This is a genomic window from Micromonospora sp. NPDC005171, from assembly GCF_040608575.1.
Taxonomy (GTDB): domain Bacteria; phylum Actinomycetota; class Actinomycetes; order Mycobacteriales; family Micromonosporaceae; genus Micromonospora.
Window position 1 is genome coordinate 12,529 of sequence record NZ_JBEXIM010000011.1, and the last position, 14,680, is coordinate 27,208.

Annotated in this window: 10 protein-coding genes; 8 read left to right on the top strand and 2 right to left on the bottom strand. The window is 73.2% G+C overall.

Annotation, left to right across the window (positions count from 1 at the left end):
* Positions 1–75 precede the first annotated feature (75 nt).
* The 7 genes from ABZU74_RS16280 to ABZU74_RS16310 all read left to right on the top strand — a co-directional run bounded on the left by ABZU74_RS16280 (position 76) and on the right by ABZU74_RS16310 (position 10,096).
* Positions 76–678 carry a dihydrofolate reductase family protein gene (locus tag ABZU74_RS16280; protein WP_355423883.1) on the top strand — a complete coding sequence of 201 codons (603 nt, stop codon included), beginning with the start codon at positions 76–78 and terminating at the stop codon, positions 676–678.
* 134 nt (positions 679–812) lie between these two features.
* Positions 813–2,165 carry a cellulase family glycosylhydrolase gene (locus tag ABZU74_RS16285; protein WP_355423886.1) on the top strand — a complete coding sequence of 451 codons (1,353 nt, stop codon included), beginning with the start codon at positions 813–815 and terminating at the stop codon, positions 2,163–2,165.
* Positions 2,166–2,513: 348 nt separating this feature from the next.
* Positions 2,514–5,183 carry a carboxylate--amine ligase/circularly permuted type 2 ATP-grasp protein gene (locus tag ABZU74_RS16290; protein ID WP_355423889.1) on the top strand — a complete coding sequence of 890 codons (2,670 nt, stop codon included), beginning with the start codon at positions 2,514–2,516 and terminating at the stop codon, positions 5,181–5,183.
* An 89-nt stretch (positions 5,184–5,272) separates the two neighbouring features.
* Complete coding sequence (locus tag ABZU74_RS16295) at positions 5,273–7,051, top strand: N-acetylglutaminylglutamine amidotransferase (RefSeq protein WP_355423892.1); 1,779 nt, start codon at positions 5,273–5,275, stop codon at positions 7,049–7,051.
* Entirely contained in the window at positions 7,052–8,896 is a 1,845-nt protein-coding gene (locus ABZU74_RS16300; protein ID WP_355423895.1) for a S9 family peptidase, read from the top strand. It begins immediately after the preceding gene.
* A gap of 17 nt (positions 8,897–8,913) precedes the next feature.
* Positions 8,914–9,468: a hypothetical protein gene (locus ABZU74_RS16305; protein WP_355423898.1), complete on the top strand. Its 555-nt coding sequence runs from the start codon at positions 8,914–8,916 to the stop codon at positions 9,466–9,468.
* Positions 9,469–9,541: 73 nt separating this feature from the next.
* Positions 9,542–10,096 carry a dihydrofolate reductase family protein gene (locus ABZU74_RS16310; RefSeq protein ID WP_355423901.1) on the top strand — a complete coding sequence of 185 codons (555 nt, stop codon included), beginning with the start codon at positions 9,542–9,544 and terminating at the stop codon, positions 10,094–10,096.
* An 8-nt stretch (positions 10,097–10,104) separates the two neighbouring features.
* Here the strand turns inward: ABZU74_RS16310 and ABZU74_RS16315 are convergent, their stop codons facing one another.
* On the bottom strand, positions 10,105–13,143 hold the full coding sequence (locus ABZU74_RS16315; RefSeq protein ID WP_355423904.1) for a BTAD domain-containing putative transcriptional regulator: 3,039 nt from the start codon (positions 13,141–13,143) through the stop codon (positions 10,105–10,107).
* A 66-nt stretch (positions 13,144–13,209) separates the two neighbouring features.
* Here ABZU74_RS16315 and ABZU74_RS16320 point away from each other — a divergent pair, with 66 nt between their 5' ends.
* Complete coding sequence (locus tag ABZU74_RS16320) at positions 13,210–13,977, top strand: alpha/beta hydrolase (protein ID WP_355423907.1); 768 nt, start codon at positions 13,210–13,212, stop codon at positions 13,975–13,977.
* A gap of 36 nt (positions 13,978–14,013) precedes the next feature.
* Here ABZU74_RS16320 and ABZU74_RS16325 read toward each other — a convergent pair whose 3' ends face one another.
* On the bottom strand, positions 14,014–14,478 hold the full coding sequence (locus ABZU74_RS16325; protein ID WP_355423910.1) for a hypothetical protein: 465 nt from the start codon (positions 14,476–14,478) through the stop codon (positions 14,014–14,016).
* Positions 14,479–14,680: the final 202 nt, after the last annotated feature.

Below are 14,680 nucleotides of genomic sequence, written 5' to 3' on the forward strand. Positions count from 1 at the left end.
TTCGACCATGGGTGAGGGCCGGGGACACCCGGTCTCGCCGACGAGCCGACACGGCACGGAACAAGGAGTGGATCGATGACGAAGGTGACGACCGGGGCGACGATGTCGTTGGACGGCTACATCGCGGACGCGTCCCACGGTGGCTTCGAGTACCTCTTCCAGTGGTACGCCAACGGCGACGTCGAGACGCCGACGGCCCACCCCGAGATGACGTTCCGGACGTCCGCCGCGAGCGCCCGGCATCTGCGGGCTCTCACCGAGCGGACCGGCGCGCTCGTCGTCGGCCGGCGGCTCTTCGACATCACCAGCGGGTGGGGTGGTCGGCATCCGATGGATGTACCCGTCGTGGTGGTCACGCACAGCGTGCCGGAGGGCTGGGAGCCGGAGAGCGAATCCTTCGTCTTCGTCACCGACGGCATCGAGAGCGCCGTCGCCCGGGCGAAGGCGCTCGCCGGTGACAAGGAGGTCGGTGTCAACGGTGGCACCATCGCGGCCCAGGTCGTCGAGGCCGGCCTGCTCGACGAGGTGCACGTCGACCTCGTCCCGGTCCTGCTCGGCGCCGGCATCCCGCTCTTCGCCGACCTGAAGATCGCGCCACTTCAGCTGGACGGCCCGTTCAGCGTCGTCGAGGGCGAGGGCGTCACCCACCTGGGCTACCGGGTACGACCAGCCGCCTGAACGCCGCGGGGGACCGGCCCGGCCGGGGTCGGTCCCCGCTGCGCCCACCTTGCCTGCATCGGCATCGATCGATATTGTGCGCGAAGGCGCCGCCCCGCCTCAGACCACCACCGTCGATCCGAAGCGGGTTCCGCATGCGCACACTGAGACTTGTCACGACCCTGGCCGTCGCCGGCCTGCTCGCCGGTGGGGTGGCCCTGGTCGCCGCCTCACCGGCCAGCGCGGCGACCGCCGTGTTCTCGGTGACGAACAACTGGGGCAACGGCTACCAGGGGCAGGTCACCGTCACCAACGACACCTCCGCACCGATCACCAGCTGGCGGGTCGAGTTCGACCTGCCGTCCTCCTCGACCATCACCCAGTCGTGGAACGCGCAGCAGACCACCTCGGGCAGCCGCTACACCTTCGCCAACGTGTCCTGGAACGGCAGCCTCGGCGCCGGCGCCTCGACCTCGTTCGGCTTCCTCGTCAACGGCTCGGGCACCCCGGTCAACTGCACTGTGAACGGCGCGGCCTGCGCCGGCGGCCCACCACCGACCACCCCGCCGCCGACGACCCCGCCCCCGACCACGCCGCCCCCGACCACCGGCACGCCGGTTGAGCGACACGGGCAGCTGCGGGTCTGCGGCACGACGATGTGCGACAAGTCCGGCGCCCGGGTGCAGCTGCGCGGCATCAGCAGCATGTGGCTCAACTGGGAGACCGCCCCGTACGCCGAGAACCTCTCGGCGTTGACCTGGATGCGCGACAACTGGAACCTCCAGGTGATCCGCGCGGCAATGGGCGTGGAGCCGGCGGGGGCGTACCTCAGCGACCCGGCCAAGGCGCGCGCGCAGGTGGAGACCATCATCAACAACGCGGTCACGGCCGGGGTGTACGTGATCGTCGACTGGCACGCGCACGAGGCGCAGAACAACCAGTCCCAGGCGGTGGCGTTCTTCGGTGACCTGGCCCGCCGCTACGGCAACCTGCCCAACGTCATCTGGGAGCCCTACAACGAGCCGCTCCAGGTCAGCTGGACCAACGTGATCAAGCCGTACCACCAGGCGGTGGTGTCCGCGATCCGCGCCGCCGACCCGGACAACATCATCGTGCTCGGCACCCCGACCTGGTCACAGGACGTGGACGTCGCGGCGGCCAGCCCGGTCGCCGGCACCAACCTGATGTACACGCTGCACTTCTACTCCTGCACGCACGGGGCGTCGCTGCGCGCCAAGGGTGACGCGGCGATCCGCGCGGGTCTGGCGCTGTTCGTCACGGAGTGGGGTGCCAGTAACGCCGATGGCGGCCTCGACGGCCGGGCCTGCCTGCCGGAGGCGCAGTCCTGGATCGACTGGATGAAGGCGAACGGCATCTCCTGGACGGCCTGGAAGCTCGACGTCGGCACCGACACCACCAACCTGCTCAGCCCGGGCGCGCCGGTGACCGGCGGGTGGACCAACTACCTGCACGGCCACGCGGCGTTCGTGGTGGCGAACATGAGGTGACCCCGGCCGGTCCTCGACCGTGACCGATCGATTCGAGACTGCTGATGTCGGGGTGTCCAGGCCAGCGGGATGCCCCGACACCACCAACCCGTGTCGACCAATCCCGCCGTCGACAGCTCCCGGGGCCGCTTTCTGAAAGCCACGGTGCAGCGGTGGTCGACGACGGTGACCGGGTCACCGCCGGCGCGCTCTCGGCCGGCCCGCGACCCCACCCACTGGCTGATCACCCGCCCCTGAGCAGCCCGGACAGAACGGGCGCGTCACCTTAACGCACCGGAAACACCCCCGGTACCAACCCTGGGAACGCTCGTCGGACAGTCCACCACCGACACGCGAACCGGGGTGACCATGGCCGACAACACCACGAACGCGCCGACGTACGACGGGCCGGTGGGCCGGTCCGGCAACGGCCGGACGCTGCCCACGCCCCGCGCCAACCCGGCCCTGTCGCTGGACGACGGTGACCCGGCTGACCTGGCCACGATCGGTGTGGAGGAGGAGTTTCACGTCGTCGACCTGCACACCCGGGAGTTGGTGCCCCGCGCCGGGGAACTGCTCGACCGGTTGCCGGCGGCCTCGTTCACCGCCGAGCTGCACCGCAGCGTGGTGGAGACCAACACCGCGGTCTGCCGCACCCTGGACGAGATCCGCGCCGAGCTGACCCGGCTGCGGCAGACTGCCGTCCAGGTCGCCGACCGGGCCGGGCTGGGCATCGTGGCGGCCGGTACGGTGCCGCTGCGCGCCGACGGCGACCCCAGCGTCACACCCACCTCCCGCTACCGGCGGATGCTCGACGAGTACCAGCTGCTCGCCCGGGAGCAGCTGATCTGCGGCGCGCAGGTGCACGTCGGCGTCTCCGACCGGGACCTGGCGGTGGCGGTCACCCGTCGGGTCCAGCCTTGGCTGCCGGTGCTGCTCGCACTCTCCACCAGCTCGCCGTACTGGATGGGCCAGGACAGCGGTTACGCCAGCGTCCGATCCCTGGTCTGGCAGCGCTGGCCCACCGCGGGTGATCCGGGCGAGGTGACCAGCGCCGCGGACCACGAGGCGCTGGTCGCCGAGTTGATCTCCTCCGAGACCATCACCGACCCCGCCATGATCTATTTCGACGTCCGGCCGTCGGCGCACGTGCCCACAGTGGAACTGCGGATCACCGACGCCAACGCCGACGTGGAGACCATCGTCCTGCTCACCGGCCTGTTCCGGGCGATCGTCCGGCGGGAGGTCGCCGCCCTGCGCGCCGGTGTGGAGCGCACCGCCGTACGACCACCGGTGCTGCGCGCCGCCGTGTGGCGGGCGGCCCGCTCCGGGTTGGAAGGTGACCTGCTCGACCTGCCACGGTCGGCCCGCCCGGTGCCGGCCGCCCAGGCGGTCCGCCGCCTGGTGACCGACCTGCGCCCGCAGTTGGAGGCGACCGGAGACTGGGAGCAGGTCAGCGAACTGACCCGCTACGCGCTGGAACGCGGCAGCTCCGCCGCCCGGCAGCGGCGGGCGTACGAACGACGGGGCCGGTTCGCCGACGTGGTCGACCTGCTGCTCGACGAGACCCGCGGCCGGATCCGCGCGCCGCTGCCCGGTGGGCCGACACCGCCAGCGCTGCCCACCTACGCCGACGCCGGCGACGAGGTCTTCGGACCGGCCGGACCGCAGCCGGCGTACGCCCCGATGCTCGCCGCCCTGCGCCGGCTCGGCGCCGGCGCCCTGCGTCAACGCGAGCACGACCGGGACGAGGAGCAGCGGGCCAGGGGGGTGACGTTCAGCGTGGCCGGCGAGGCGAGCACCCGGCTCTTCCCGGTGGACCTGGTGCCCCGGGTGGTGCCCGCCGCCGACTGGCGGACCCTGCGGACCGGCCTGGTGCAGCGCGCCCGCGCCCTCGACGCGTTCCTGCGCGACGTCTACGCCGACCGGGCCGTGGTGGCCGACGGAGTGGTACCGGCGTGGGTGGTGGAGTCCTCACCCGGGCTGCGCCCGACCGGGGCGCTGATGGGCCGCCGGGGCACCCGCGCCCAGGTGTCCGGCACCGACCTCGTCCGGGACCCGGACGGCGGCTGGTACGTGCTGGAGGACAACCTGCGGGTGCCCTCCGGAATCGGCTACGCGGTGCAGAACCGCCGGCTGACCCAGGCGGTGCTGCCGGAGCTGCCGGTGCCGGACGATCTGCTGCCCGCCGACGAGACGCCGGCGATGTTGTACCGGGCGTTGGTCGCCGCCGCGCCCGCCGCGGCCGACGACCCCGCCGTGGTGGTGCTCAGCAGCGGCCCCGGCGACCCGGCGTGGTTCGAGCATCGGCTGCTCGCCGACGAGATGGGGGTTCCGCTGACCGAGACCGGTGACCTGCTGGTGGAGGAGGGCCGGGTCCGGCTGGTCCGCGAGGGCTGCCGTCGCGAGGTCGACGTGATCTACCTGCGGATGGACGAGGAGGCGCTGCTGCACGCGCCGGGCGCGGACGGGCTGCCGTTGGGGTGGCCGTTGCTCGCCGCGGTGCACGCCGGGCGGCTCACGCTGGCCAACGCGCTGGGCAACGGTGTCGGTGACGACAAGGCGCTGTACGCGTACGTGCCCCGGCTGATTGAGTACTACCTGGGCGAGAAGCCGCTGCTGGGGGACGTGCCGACGTACCTGTGTGGGCTGCCCGAGCAGCGGGCCGAGGTGCTGAGCCGGCTCGACGAGCTGGTGCTCAAGCCGGTCGACGGGTACGGCGGTGACCGGGTGGTGATCGGCCCCCGGGCCGAGGCGGAGGAGCTGGACGCGGTCCGGGAGCAGATCCTCGCGGCCCCGCACCGGTGGATCGCCCAGGAGATGATCGCGCTGACCACCCACCCGGTCTTCGACGGCACGGCGCTGGCTCCCCGCCACGTCGACCTGCGGGCCTTCGTGTTCCTCGGTGACACCGCCGAGGTCGCGCCGGTGGCGCTGACCCGGGTGGCGCCGGCCGGCAGCATGATCGTCAACTCGTCGCGGGGCGGCGGGTCGAAGGACACCTGGCTTCTCGGTGGAGCCGACGAACCGTCGGTGTAACCCACGCTTGACCCACACGTCATCGGGACGCAACCCGGTCCGCCAAGCCTGGACCGGTCAGCGGCCCCAGCCGATGAGAGGTGCGTGCCATGTGCGGTATCGGAGGTGAACTCCGCCTCGACGGGGCGCCAGCGGACACAGCCGCCGTCGAGCGGATGCTCCCCGCCCTGGCCTCGCGGGGCCCGGACGGCGAGGGCCGGTGGCAGCAGGGGCCGGTGGCCCTGGTGCACCGCCGGCTACGCATCATCGACCTGTCCGACGCGGGCGCCCAGCCGATGGTCGACACCGAGCTGGGCCTGGCCATGGTCTTCAACGGCTGCATCTACAACTACCGGGAGCTGCGCGACGAGCTGACCGCCGCCGGTTACTCCTTCCGGTCCACCTCGGACACCGAGGTGATCCTCAAGGCGTACCACAGGTGGGGGACGGCCTGCGTCGAGCGGTTCTACGGAATGTTCGCGTTCGCCCTGGTCGAGCTGGCCACGCACACGGTGGTGCTGGCCCGGGACCGGCTCGGCATCAAGCCGCTCTACCTGGCCGAGGGGCCGGGCCGGGTGCGTTTCGCCTCGACAGTGCCGGCGTTGCTCGCCGCCGGTGACGTGAACACCGACCTCGACCCGGTGGCGCTGCACCACTACATGAGCTTCCACTCGGTGGTGCCGGCGCCGCGCACGATCCTCGCCGGGGTCCGCAAGCTGCCGCCGGCCACCGTGCGGGTGATCACCGCGGACGGCCGGAGCACCGACACCACCTACTGGCGGCCGGAGTTCAACCGGGCCGCCGCCCCCGCCATGTCCGCGCACGAGTGGCAGGAACGGCTCATGGAGGCGTTGCGCACCGCCGTACGACGGCGGATGGTCGCCGACGTGCCGGTCGGCGTGCTGCTCTCCGGCGGCCTCGACTCCAGCCTGATCGTCGCGCTGCTGGCCGAGCAGGGCCAGACCGGGCTGGCCACCTTCAGCATCGGCTTCGAGGCCGCGGCGGGGGAGAGCGGCGACGAGTTCCACTACTCCGACCTGATGGCCCGCCACTTCGACACCGACCACCAGCAGATCCGCATCGGCGCGGAGCGGTTCGTCCCGGCCGTGCACCAGGCCATCGCGGCGATGAGCGAGCCGATGGTCAGCCACGACTGCGTCGCGTTCCACCTGCTCTCCGAGGAGGTGTCGCAGCGGATCACAGTGGTGCAGTCCGGGCAGGGCGCCGACGAGATCCTCGCCGGCTACGACTGGTACCCGCCGATGGCGAACGTGGCCCGCGCGGACGCCGTCGAGGCGTACGCGAGGGTGTTCTTCGATCGTCGCCACGACGCGCTCGGCGGGCACCTGGCGCCCGAGTGGATGCTCGACCACGACGCCAGCCTGGAGTTCGTCTCCGCGCACTTCGGCGCGCCCGGCGCGGACACCGCGCTGGACGCGGCGCTGCGCCTGGACAGCCTGGTGATGCTTGTCGACGACCCGGTCAAGCGGGTCGACAACATGACGATGGCCTGGGGGCTGGAGGCCCGGGTGCCGTTCCTCGACCACGAGGTGGTCGAGCTGGCCGCCGCCTGCCCACCCGCGATGAAGCTGGCGCAGGGCGGCAAGGGTGTGCTGAAGGCGGCGAGCCGGGGCATCGTCCCGGACGAGGTGATCGACCGACCGAAGGGTTACTTCCCGGTGCCCGCCATCCGGCACCTCTCCGGCCCGCTGCTCGACGATGTGCGGGACGCGCTGACCGCCCGACCGGCGCGCGAGCGGGGCCTGTTCCGCAAGGACTACCTGGAGGAGTTGCTGGACGCGCCGAACGCCCGGCGGACCACGCTGGGCTCCAACGCGCTCTGGCAGCTCGGGCTGCTGGAGCTCTGGTTGCAGCGGATCGGGGTTTAGATGAGCGTACGGATTGAGCCGCCGCGCACCACCCGGCGGGCCCGACCCGCGAGCCGCCGGCCGGTGTCGCCGCCGCTGCCCACCAGCGAGGACTTCGCCCCGGCGCCGTCCCCGGGCGGCCGCCGGGTGGCGTTCCTCTCCGACCGGGCTGGCACGCCCGGCGTCTGGGTCTGCGACGTCGACGCCGGTGCGCCGGTCGCGCTGCCGGTGGGCGACGAGCCGGTCCTCGCGCTGAGCTGGTCGCCGGACGGGCAGTGGCTGGCCTGTGTCGTCGCCCCCGGGGGCGCGCCCCGCACAGAGCTGTGGGTGCTGCGCCCGGACGGCACGCGACGCCACCAGGTCGCCGGGTTCGGCCGCCGCAGCGCCGGGTTGGCCGGCTGGCTGCCCGGCGGCGCGCTGATGGCGGTCACCGAGACCGACGAGCACGGGCAGGCCCTTCTGGTCGACGCGGCCACCGGGCAGCGGCGGGTGCTCGCCCAGGGCGACCTGCTGACCCTCCTGGACGTCACCCCGGACGCCGCTGTGGCGCTGCTGCGTCGTGGCCCGCGCAACGCCCGCTGGCTGGAGCTGCTGGACGTGGCGACAGGCGTTCGGCGGCGGCTGTTGCCGGAGACTGGCCGGGGCAGCACCGACCAGGGTTGGTTCGGCCCGGACGGCACGAGCGTGCTGGCGCGCACCGACGCGTACTCCGAGCTGGCCGCGCTGGTGCGGGTCGACCTGACCCGACCGGAGCAGCCGCCGACCCGGCTCGCCGGGCGATCGGACGCCGAGCTGGAACACGTCACGCTGAGCGCGGACGGGCAGCGCGGCGCGTTGCTGTGGAACACCTACGGCGGGCGCAGCGAGCTGAGTCTGATCGACTTTGCCAGCGGTGTGCAGCGAGCCGTCACCGCCCCCGGCGAGGTGCTCGGCGACGCGGTCTTCGCCGCCGACGGCGGCCTGCTCTGCCTCACCGCGCAGGGGCCGGTGCAGCCGCGGGAGGTGTGGCTGGTCGACCCGTCGACCGGGGCGCCGCGCCCGCTGCGGCCGGACACCGCCCCGCGCGCCGACGATGCTGGTGTCGCGCCGCAACTTCTCGACCTGCGCGCCCGCGACGGGCTGCCGCTCTCCGGCTGGCTGTACCGCCCGGCCGGGAAGGGCCCCTGGCCGACCGCGATCAGCCTGCACGGTGGCCCGGAGGCGCAGGAGCGTCCCGGCTACAACCCGCTGTTCCAGGCCCTCGTCGCGCAGGGCGTCGCGGTGTTCGCGCCCAACGTGCGCGGGTCGTCCGGGTTCGGCCGGTCGTTCGTCGCCGCCGACAACCTCGCCGGCCGTTACGGTGCGATCGCCGACGTGGCCGCCTGCGCCGACTTCCTGGTCGATGCCGGCGTCGCCCGGCCCGGCCAGCTCGGCTGTCTGGGCCGCTCCTACGGTGGTTACCTGGTCCTCGCGGTGCTGGTGAACTTCCCCGGGCTGTTCGCCGCCGGGGTGGCCGAGTGCGGCATCTCCGACTTCCGGACCTTCTTCGCCGGCACCGAGCCGTGGATCGCCGCCGCCGCCGTCAGCAAGTACGGCGACCCGCAGCGGGACGCCGACCTGCTGCGGGACCTGTCGCCGCTGACCCACATCGACCGGCTGGACGTGCCGGTGCTGCTGATCCACGGCGCCAACGACACAAACGTGCCGGCGGGCGAATCGGCGCAGGTCGCCCAGGCCCTCGCCGCCCGGGGGGTGCCGCACGGGCACCTGGTGCTGGCCGGGGAGGGGCACGACTTCCTGGCCCGGGCGAACGCCGAGGCGGCCCGTACGGCCACCGCCGGCTGGCTGACGCGGCACCTCGCCGCGACCGCGACCGTCGTCGGCTGAGGCGTTATCCTGCGCCGGTGGAGGTCACGGCGCAGGGCGAGCGGTTGGCCGCGGACCTGGGCCGCTGGCTTGCCGAGGTGACCTTCGTCGACCTGGACACCGACGAGGTCACCGCGCGGGTGATCGACGCGGTGGTGCGGTGGGCCGAGGCCCAGGGCTGGCGGGTCTACCGGCGCGCGCCAAGCGTGTTGCCGTTGCCGCCGCCGCTGGAGCAGCGGCACTCGGTGCTCGACGTGGCGTGTGCCCGTCCCGACGGTCCGCCCGTCGTGGTGGAGGTCGACCACACCGACCGGGCGCGTACGGTGCAGAAGCTGCGCGCGGAGGCGGACGCCGGCCGGATCCCGATCTGGGTGCGGTGGGGCGTCGGGCGTTTCACCGCGCCGCCACCGCCGGTGCGGATGGTGACCGTCGAGGTGACCCGGCGGGCCGGTCCGGCCGGGCGCGGGCGGCTGCACAGCCGCGTCGGTGCCCGCCCCGCGCCAGAGCACTCCACCGGCGGCGGCACGGTGGCCACGCAGGCGTTGCCGATTCCGCTGACCGACCCGCTTCCGGAGCCTCGCAAGGGCACCTGAAGCGAATCGTAAGCGGGGCTCGGCAGAGTTCTGGGTGTCACCGGAGCACACGACAGACACCCAGGAGATTCCGATGCGCAAGCTCATCAACTCGACCTACATCACCCTCGACGGCGTCATCGAGAACCCGATGTGGACCGGGCCGTACTTCGACGAGGAGGCGATGAGCCTCGCCGGGGCGCAGACCGACGAGGCGGACGCGATGCTGATGGGCCGGGCCACCTACGACGGCATGTCCGTCGCCTGGCCACAGCAGGACGAGAGCGACCCGACGACCGGCGCGGCGTACTTCAACAACGTCAGGAAGTACGTCGCCTCGACCACCCTCACCAACCCCACCTGGAACAACACGGAGGTGCTCCAGGGCGACCTGGTCGAGGCGGTCACCGCGCTCAAGGCCCAGGAGGGCAAGAACATCATCCAGTACGGCTTCGGTTCGGTCACCGCGCAGCTGATCCGGGCGGGCCTGGTGGACGAGGTCCGGTTGTGGATCCACCCCGTGCTGGAGGGCACGGCCAGCCTGACGGTGCCGCTGACGGACTTCAAGGCGTCGTTCGACCTGGTCGACACCCGGGTGCACAAGAGCGGCGTGATCGTCGCCTCGTACCGGCCGAAGACGATCGCCTGACCTGTCGATCAGAGCTGGGCCCGGGCCTCGCCCGGGCTCAGCTTCGCGCCCTCGCCGACCAGCGCGTCGAACCGGTCCCGCCCGAGGGCGCCCCGCACCCGCTCGGTCACCCGGTCGGTCTCGTCGCGTTCGGCAGGGGAGGACGGCGCCCGCGTGGCGAGCCGGGCGGCGGCCGCCGCGCCGAGCAGCCGGGCCGCGACCTCCGGTACGCGCACCGCCGACGCCATTCCCTCCAAGGCGTAGATCGCGTCGCGGGGTGCGGCCATCGCCTCGGCGACCTCGAACGCCTCGACGTGCAGAGCCAGCGCGCCGTCCGGGTCACCGCCCTGCTCGACCGCGTGGCCCAGCTCGACCAGGACCGGCGGCAGGTAGAGCGCCGGCTGGGCCTCGGCACGCCCCCGCTCGGCGAGGCGGGTCAGGTGGGTGACGGCCAGGTCGAGCTTGCCGTCGCGGCGGGCAGCCAGCCCGAGGCTCATCTCGGCGAAGACCAGCGCGCTGGGGGAGTCCTGCTCCTGCGCCAGCCGGTACGCGCGTTCGGCCAGCTCCCGGGCCTGCGGGTAGTCACGGGTCTGCACCGCCAGCCACGCCAACCAGGACAGCTCGGTGCCGACCTGCTGCCACAGACCCAGCTCCTCGGCCCAGCGCAACCCCTCCCGGTGCAGGTCGGCGGCGCGTTCGTGCTCGCCGCGCAGCTCGGCCAGCCCACCGGTCCACTCGGCGGCCTGGAGCCGGCCCCACCGGTCACCGACCTGCGCGAACAGCGCGGCGCTGCGCGTCGCAACGCGTTCCAGCGTCGCCTGGTCACCCGCCACGTGCGCGATTTTGGCTCGGGAGGCGAGCACCGCGGCCTCGGTCCACGGATCGGCGGCGACGGGCAGCAGCTCCGCCGAGAGGGTCAGGTCGCTGTGGTCGATCAGCGCGTTCGCCGCGAACCAGGCGCCGCGGCCGTCCGGGTCGGCGGCCACTGCCGCGCGCACGTCGGCCGGCGCGGCCGTGTCGCCCTGCACCAGCGCGAAACCGACCCGCCACGCCGCGGCGCGAGCCTCCTGCGCGGCGTCACCGGGCAGGGCGAGAGCGCGCCGTGCCTCGGTGAGCCGGCCCCGCAGATACCAGTACCAGCTGAGCGCGACGGCCAACCGCAGTCCGCCGCCGTGCACCAGCGCGGCGCGCAGGTTCGCCGTCTCCGCGTCCAGCAGCGCCAGCCACCGCTGCTGGTCGGCGCCGCGCAGCTCAGGGTCGGCCTGCTCGGCCAACTCGGTGTAGTAGGTGGCGTGCCGTGCCCGCACGTCGTCGACGTCAATCAGCTGGTCCAGGCAGAACGCGGCGACCGATTCGAGCAGCCGGTAGCGGGGGCCCGCCCCGGTGTCGTCCAACACCACAAGTGACCTGTCCACCAGCCGGGCGAGGGCGTCCAGGTCGGTCTGGCAGACCCGCTCGGCGGCCTCCGGGGTGCAGCCGTCCGGGAACACCGCCAGCCGGGCGAGCACCGTCCGGTCGGGTTCGTCCAGCAGATCCCAACTCCAGGCGATCACCGCGGTCAACGTCCGCTGCCGTGGCGGCACGTCCCGCTGGGCGGTGGTGAGCAGCCGGAACCGGTCGTCCAGCCGGTCCACCACACCCCGCACCCCGAGCGCGCGGACCCGCGTCGCGGCCAGCTCCAGCGCCAGCGGGAGACCGTCGAGGCGACGGCAGAGCTGGGCCACCGCCGGCGCGGTCCGTTCGTCCAGCCGGAAGCCACGCTGCTGCGCGGCGGCGCGGGCGGCGAACAAGCGCGCCGCCGCCGAGCGCCGGACCGCGTCCAGGTCACCGTCCTCGGGCATCGACAGCGGGGGTACCTCCCAGAGCAGCTCTCCGGTCAGGCCGAGCGGCTCCCGGCTGGTGGCGAGGACGCTCACCTCGGGCGCGTCGCGCAGCAGCCGGGCGACCAGCGCGGCCACCGCCTCGACGACGTGTTCGCAGTTGTCCAGCACGAGCAGCAGGTGCCGGTGCCGGAGGGCGGCGACGAGGCGGTCGGTCGCGGACAGGGTCGTGCCGGCGGCCTCCCGGACGTCCAGCACGCCGAGGACCTGCTCGGCGATGCGCGGGTCGCCGGCCGGCAGGGGAGCCAGCTCCACCAGGTGGACGCCGTCCGGGCAGGACCGGGTCCGGGCCGCCTCGGTGGCCAGCCGGGTCTTGCCGACACCGCCCGGCCCGACCAGCGTCACCAGGCGTTGCCGAGGCAGCAGCCCGCGCAGTTCGGTCACCGCCTCGGCCCGCCCGACCAGCTCGTCGAGCTGGGCCGGCAGACTGTTGCGGATGATCGCGGCCTTCGGCGGCGCGCTCAGCCCGGCGTCCTGTTCGAGGATCCTGCGGTGCAGCGCGACCAGTTCGGGGCCGGGGTCGAGGCCCAACTCCTCCGCGAGCCGGTCGCGCAGGTCGGCGTAGCTGTCCAACGCCTCCGACTGGCGGCCGGCCGCGTACAGTGCGCGCAGCTGCACCGCCCGCAGACCCTCCCGCAGGGGGTGCCGGGCGACCAGCTCGGCCAGGTCGGCGGCGACCAGGTCGTGCTCACCCCGGGCCACCCGCGCCTCGGCCAGCCGTTCGTGCGCGGCGAGGCGCTGCTCGGCCAGGCGGGTCGCCTCGGCGCGGACGAACTCGGCGTCGGCCAGGTCGGCGTACGCGTCACCGCGCCACAGTGCGAGAGCCGCGGTGAGCCGGTCGGCGTCGGTGCTGCGGGTCAGCTCGACGAAGCGGTCCGCGTCGACGCTGTCGGCCCGCAGCAGGTAGCCGGGCGGCCGTGACTCGATCAGCTCGCGGGCGCCCGGCTCGGCGTCGTTGAGCGCCTTGCGCAGCTGCGACACCCGCACCTGGAGTGCGCCCGCGGGGTTGGCGGGGGAGTCGTCACCCCACAGGTCGTCGATGAGGCGGTCCGCCGAGACCACCTGGTTGCGGTTGGTCAGCAGGTCGGCCAGCAGCGCGCGTACCTTGGTGCCGGGCACCACCACCGGCTCGCCGGCGTCCGTGGTCACGGCGAGCGGCCCGAGCACCCCGAACTGCACGGCGGTCATCTTAGGCCCTGACGCCGGTAAGGCGACCTGAAGCGGACCGTAAGCGCGCTGGCGCACCGTGTGGGCATGGACATCTACCACGAGACGCACGGCAATGGTGAGGGTCGCCCGCTGGTGCTGATCCACGGCGCGCTCTCCGGCATCGGTACGTCGTTCGGCACGATCCTGCCGTGGCTGGCGAAGAACCGGCGGGTGATCGCCGTGGAGTTGCAGGCCCACGGGCGCACACCTGACGTGGACCGCCCACTAGCCGTGGAGCACTTCGCCGCCGACGTGGTCGAGTTGCTCGACCGGTTGGGCGTCGGGCGGGCGGACGTGTACGGCTGGAGCATGGGCGCGGCGGTCGCGCTGCGCCTCGGCACCCACCACGCTGACCGGGTGGGCCGGCTGGTGCTCGCCTCGGTGAGCTTCGACGAGGACGGCCTGCACCCCGGGCTGCTCGACGGGATCCAGGACCTGCAACCGGAGCACCTGCACGGTTCGGAGTTCCACGAGGAGTACCTGCGGACCGCGCCGGACCCGGCGGGTTGGGCCACTCTGGTCACCAAGATGAAGGTCCTCGACGCGAAACTGCCGCGCTGGACGCCCGAACAGATCCGCTCGCTGGCCGCGCCCACCATGATCGTGCTGGCCGACGCGGACATCGTCCAACCCGAACACGCGGTGCGGATGTTCCGGCTGCTCGGCGGCGCGGTGCCCGGCGACCTGACCGGCCTGCCGGCCTGCCGGCTGGCCATCCTGCCCGGCACCACGCACACCACGATCCCGCAGCGCGCCGACTGGCTGGCCCCGATGATCGACGAGTTCCTTACCGAGGACGGGCCGGAAGCCTAGCCCCGCCAGCCGGGGAGAACGAGTGAGCGCGTCTCGTCAGCGGACGGGTCCCTGTTCGGATCGGCGGCGGACCGCGGCGAGCATGCGCCGCACGCCGATGACGTGGCCGCCCGATCTGAGAAGCAGGTGTCGGTAGAGGCCGCCGGCCAGGCCGGGAAAGGCGGCTCGCGTCTCGGCGCGCAGCCGTGACCGGGCGGGACCGTCGGCGTCGAGGCGGAAGATCAGCGCGTACGCCGAGAACCGATGGCTGCCACGCAGGGCCAGTTCCTGGCCGACGGTCGCGGTGGCGACGTGGAATCCGGGGAATGTCGAGCCCTCGGTGAGAGGTCGGGGCCCGGACGTGACGGGGTCGGCGGCACCCACCAGTCGGGCGTACCCGGTCATGCCGGGCCGCGAGAACGTCGCTTCGACGATGTCGGCGAGGTGCGGCCAGACCTGGTCGGGCGTCGCTGCGACGAGTGTGGCGTGTTCGTCCAGGTGGGGCAGTGAGTCGATCCGCATCGGTGCCTCCCGCTTCACGTCCATTCTCGCCCGGCCGACCCGAGGTTCGCCGCCCGTGCCATGGCGCGCGGCCGATTCACCGGGTAGAAACATGTCGACCCCTTCGGCGCGACCCCACCTTCGGCCGCAGGGATCGGAGAGCGCTCTCACGCCGCCCCAGCTGCGTCGGACGAAACGGTCCGGCCAGCGGAGAGGACGAAAC

What these genes read in the sequence shown, in the direction of transcription:
- ABZU74_RS16280 (WP_355423883.1), top strand. Translation starts at nt 76, where the DNA reads ATGACGAAGGTGACGACCGGGGCGACGATGTCGTTGGACGGCTACATC.
- ABZU74_RS16285 (WP_355423886.1), top strand. Translation starts at nt 813, where the DNA reads ATGCGCACACTGAGACTTGTCACGACCCTGGCCGTCGCCGGCCTGCTC.
- ABZU74_RS16290 (WP_355423889.1), top strand. Translation starts at nt 2,514, where the DNA reads ATGGCCGACAACACCACGAACGCGCCGACGTACGACGGGCCGGTGGGC.
- ABZU74_RS16295 (WP_355423892.1), top strand. Translation starts at nt 5,273, where the DNA reads ATGTGCGGTATCGGAGGTGAACTCCGCCTCGACGGGGCGCCAGCGGAC.
- ABZU74_RS16300 (WP_355423895.1), top strand. Translation starts at nt 7,052, where the DNA reads ATGAGCGTACGGATTGAGCCGCCGCGCACCACCCGGCGGGCCCGACCC.
- ABZU74_RS16310 (WP_355423901.1), top strand. Translation starts at nt 9,542, where the DNA reads ATGCGCAAGCTCATCAACTCGACCTACATCACCCTCGACGGCGTCATC.
- ABZU74_RS16315 (WP_355423904.1), bottom strand. Translation starts at nt 13,143, where the DNA reads ATGACCGCCGTGCAGTTCGGGGTGCTCGGGCCGCTCGCCGTGACCACG.
- ABZU74_RS16320 (WP_355423907.1), top strand. Translation starts at nt 13,210, where the DNA reads ATGGACATCTACCACGAGACGCACGGCAATGGTGAGGGTCGCCCGCTG.
- ABZU74_RS16325 (WP_355423910.1), bottom strand. Translation starts at nt 14,478, where the DNA reads ATGCGGATCGACTCACTGCCCCACCTGGACGAACACGCCACACTCGTC.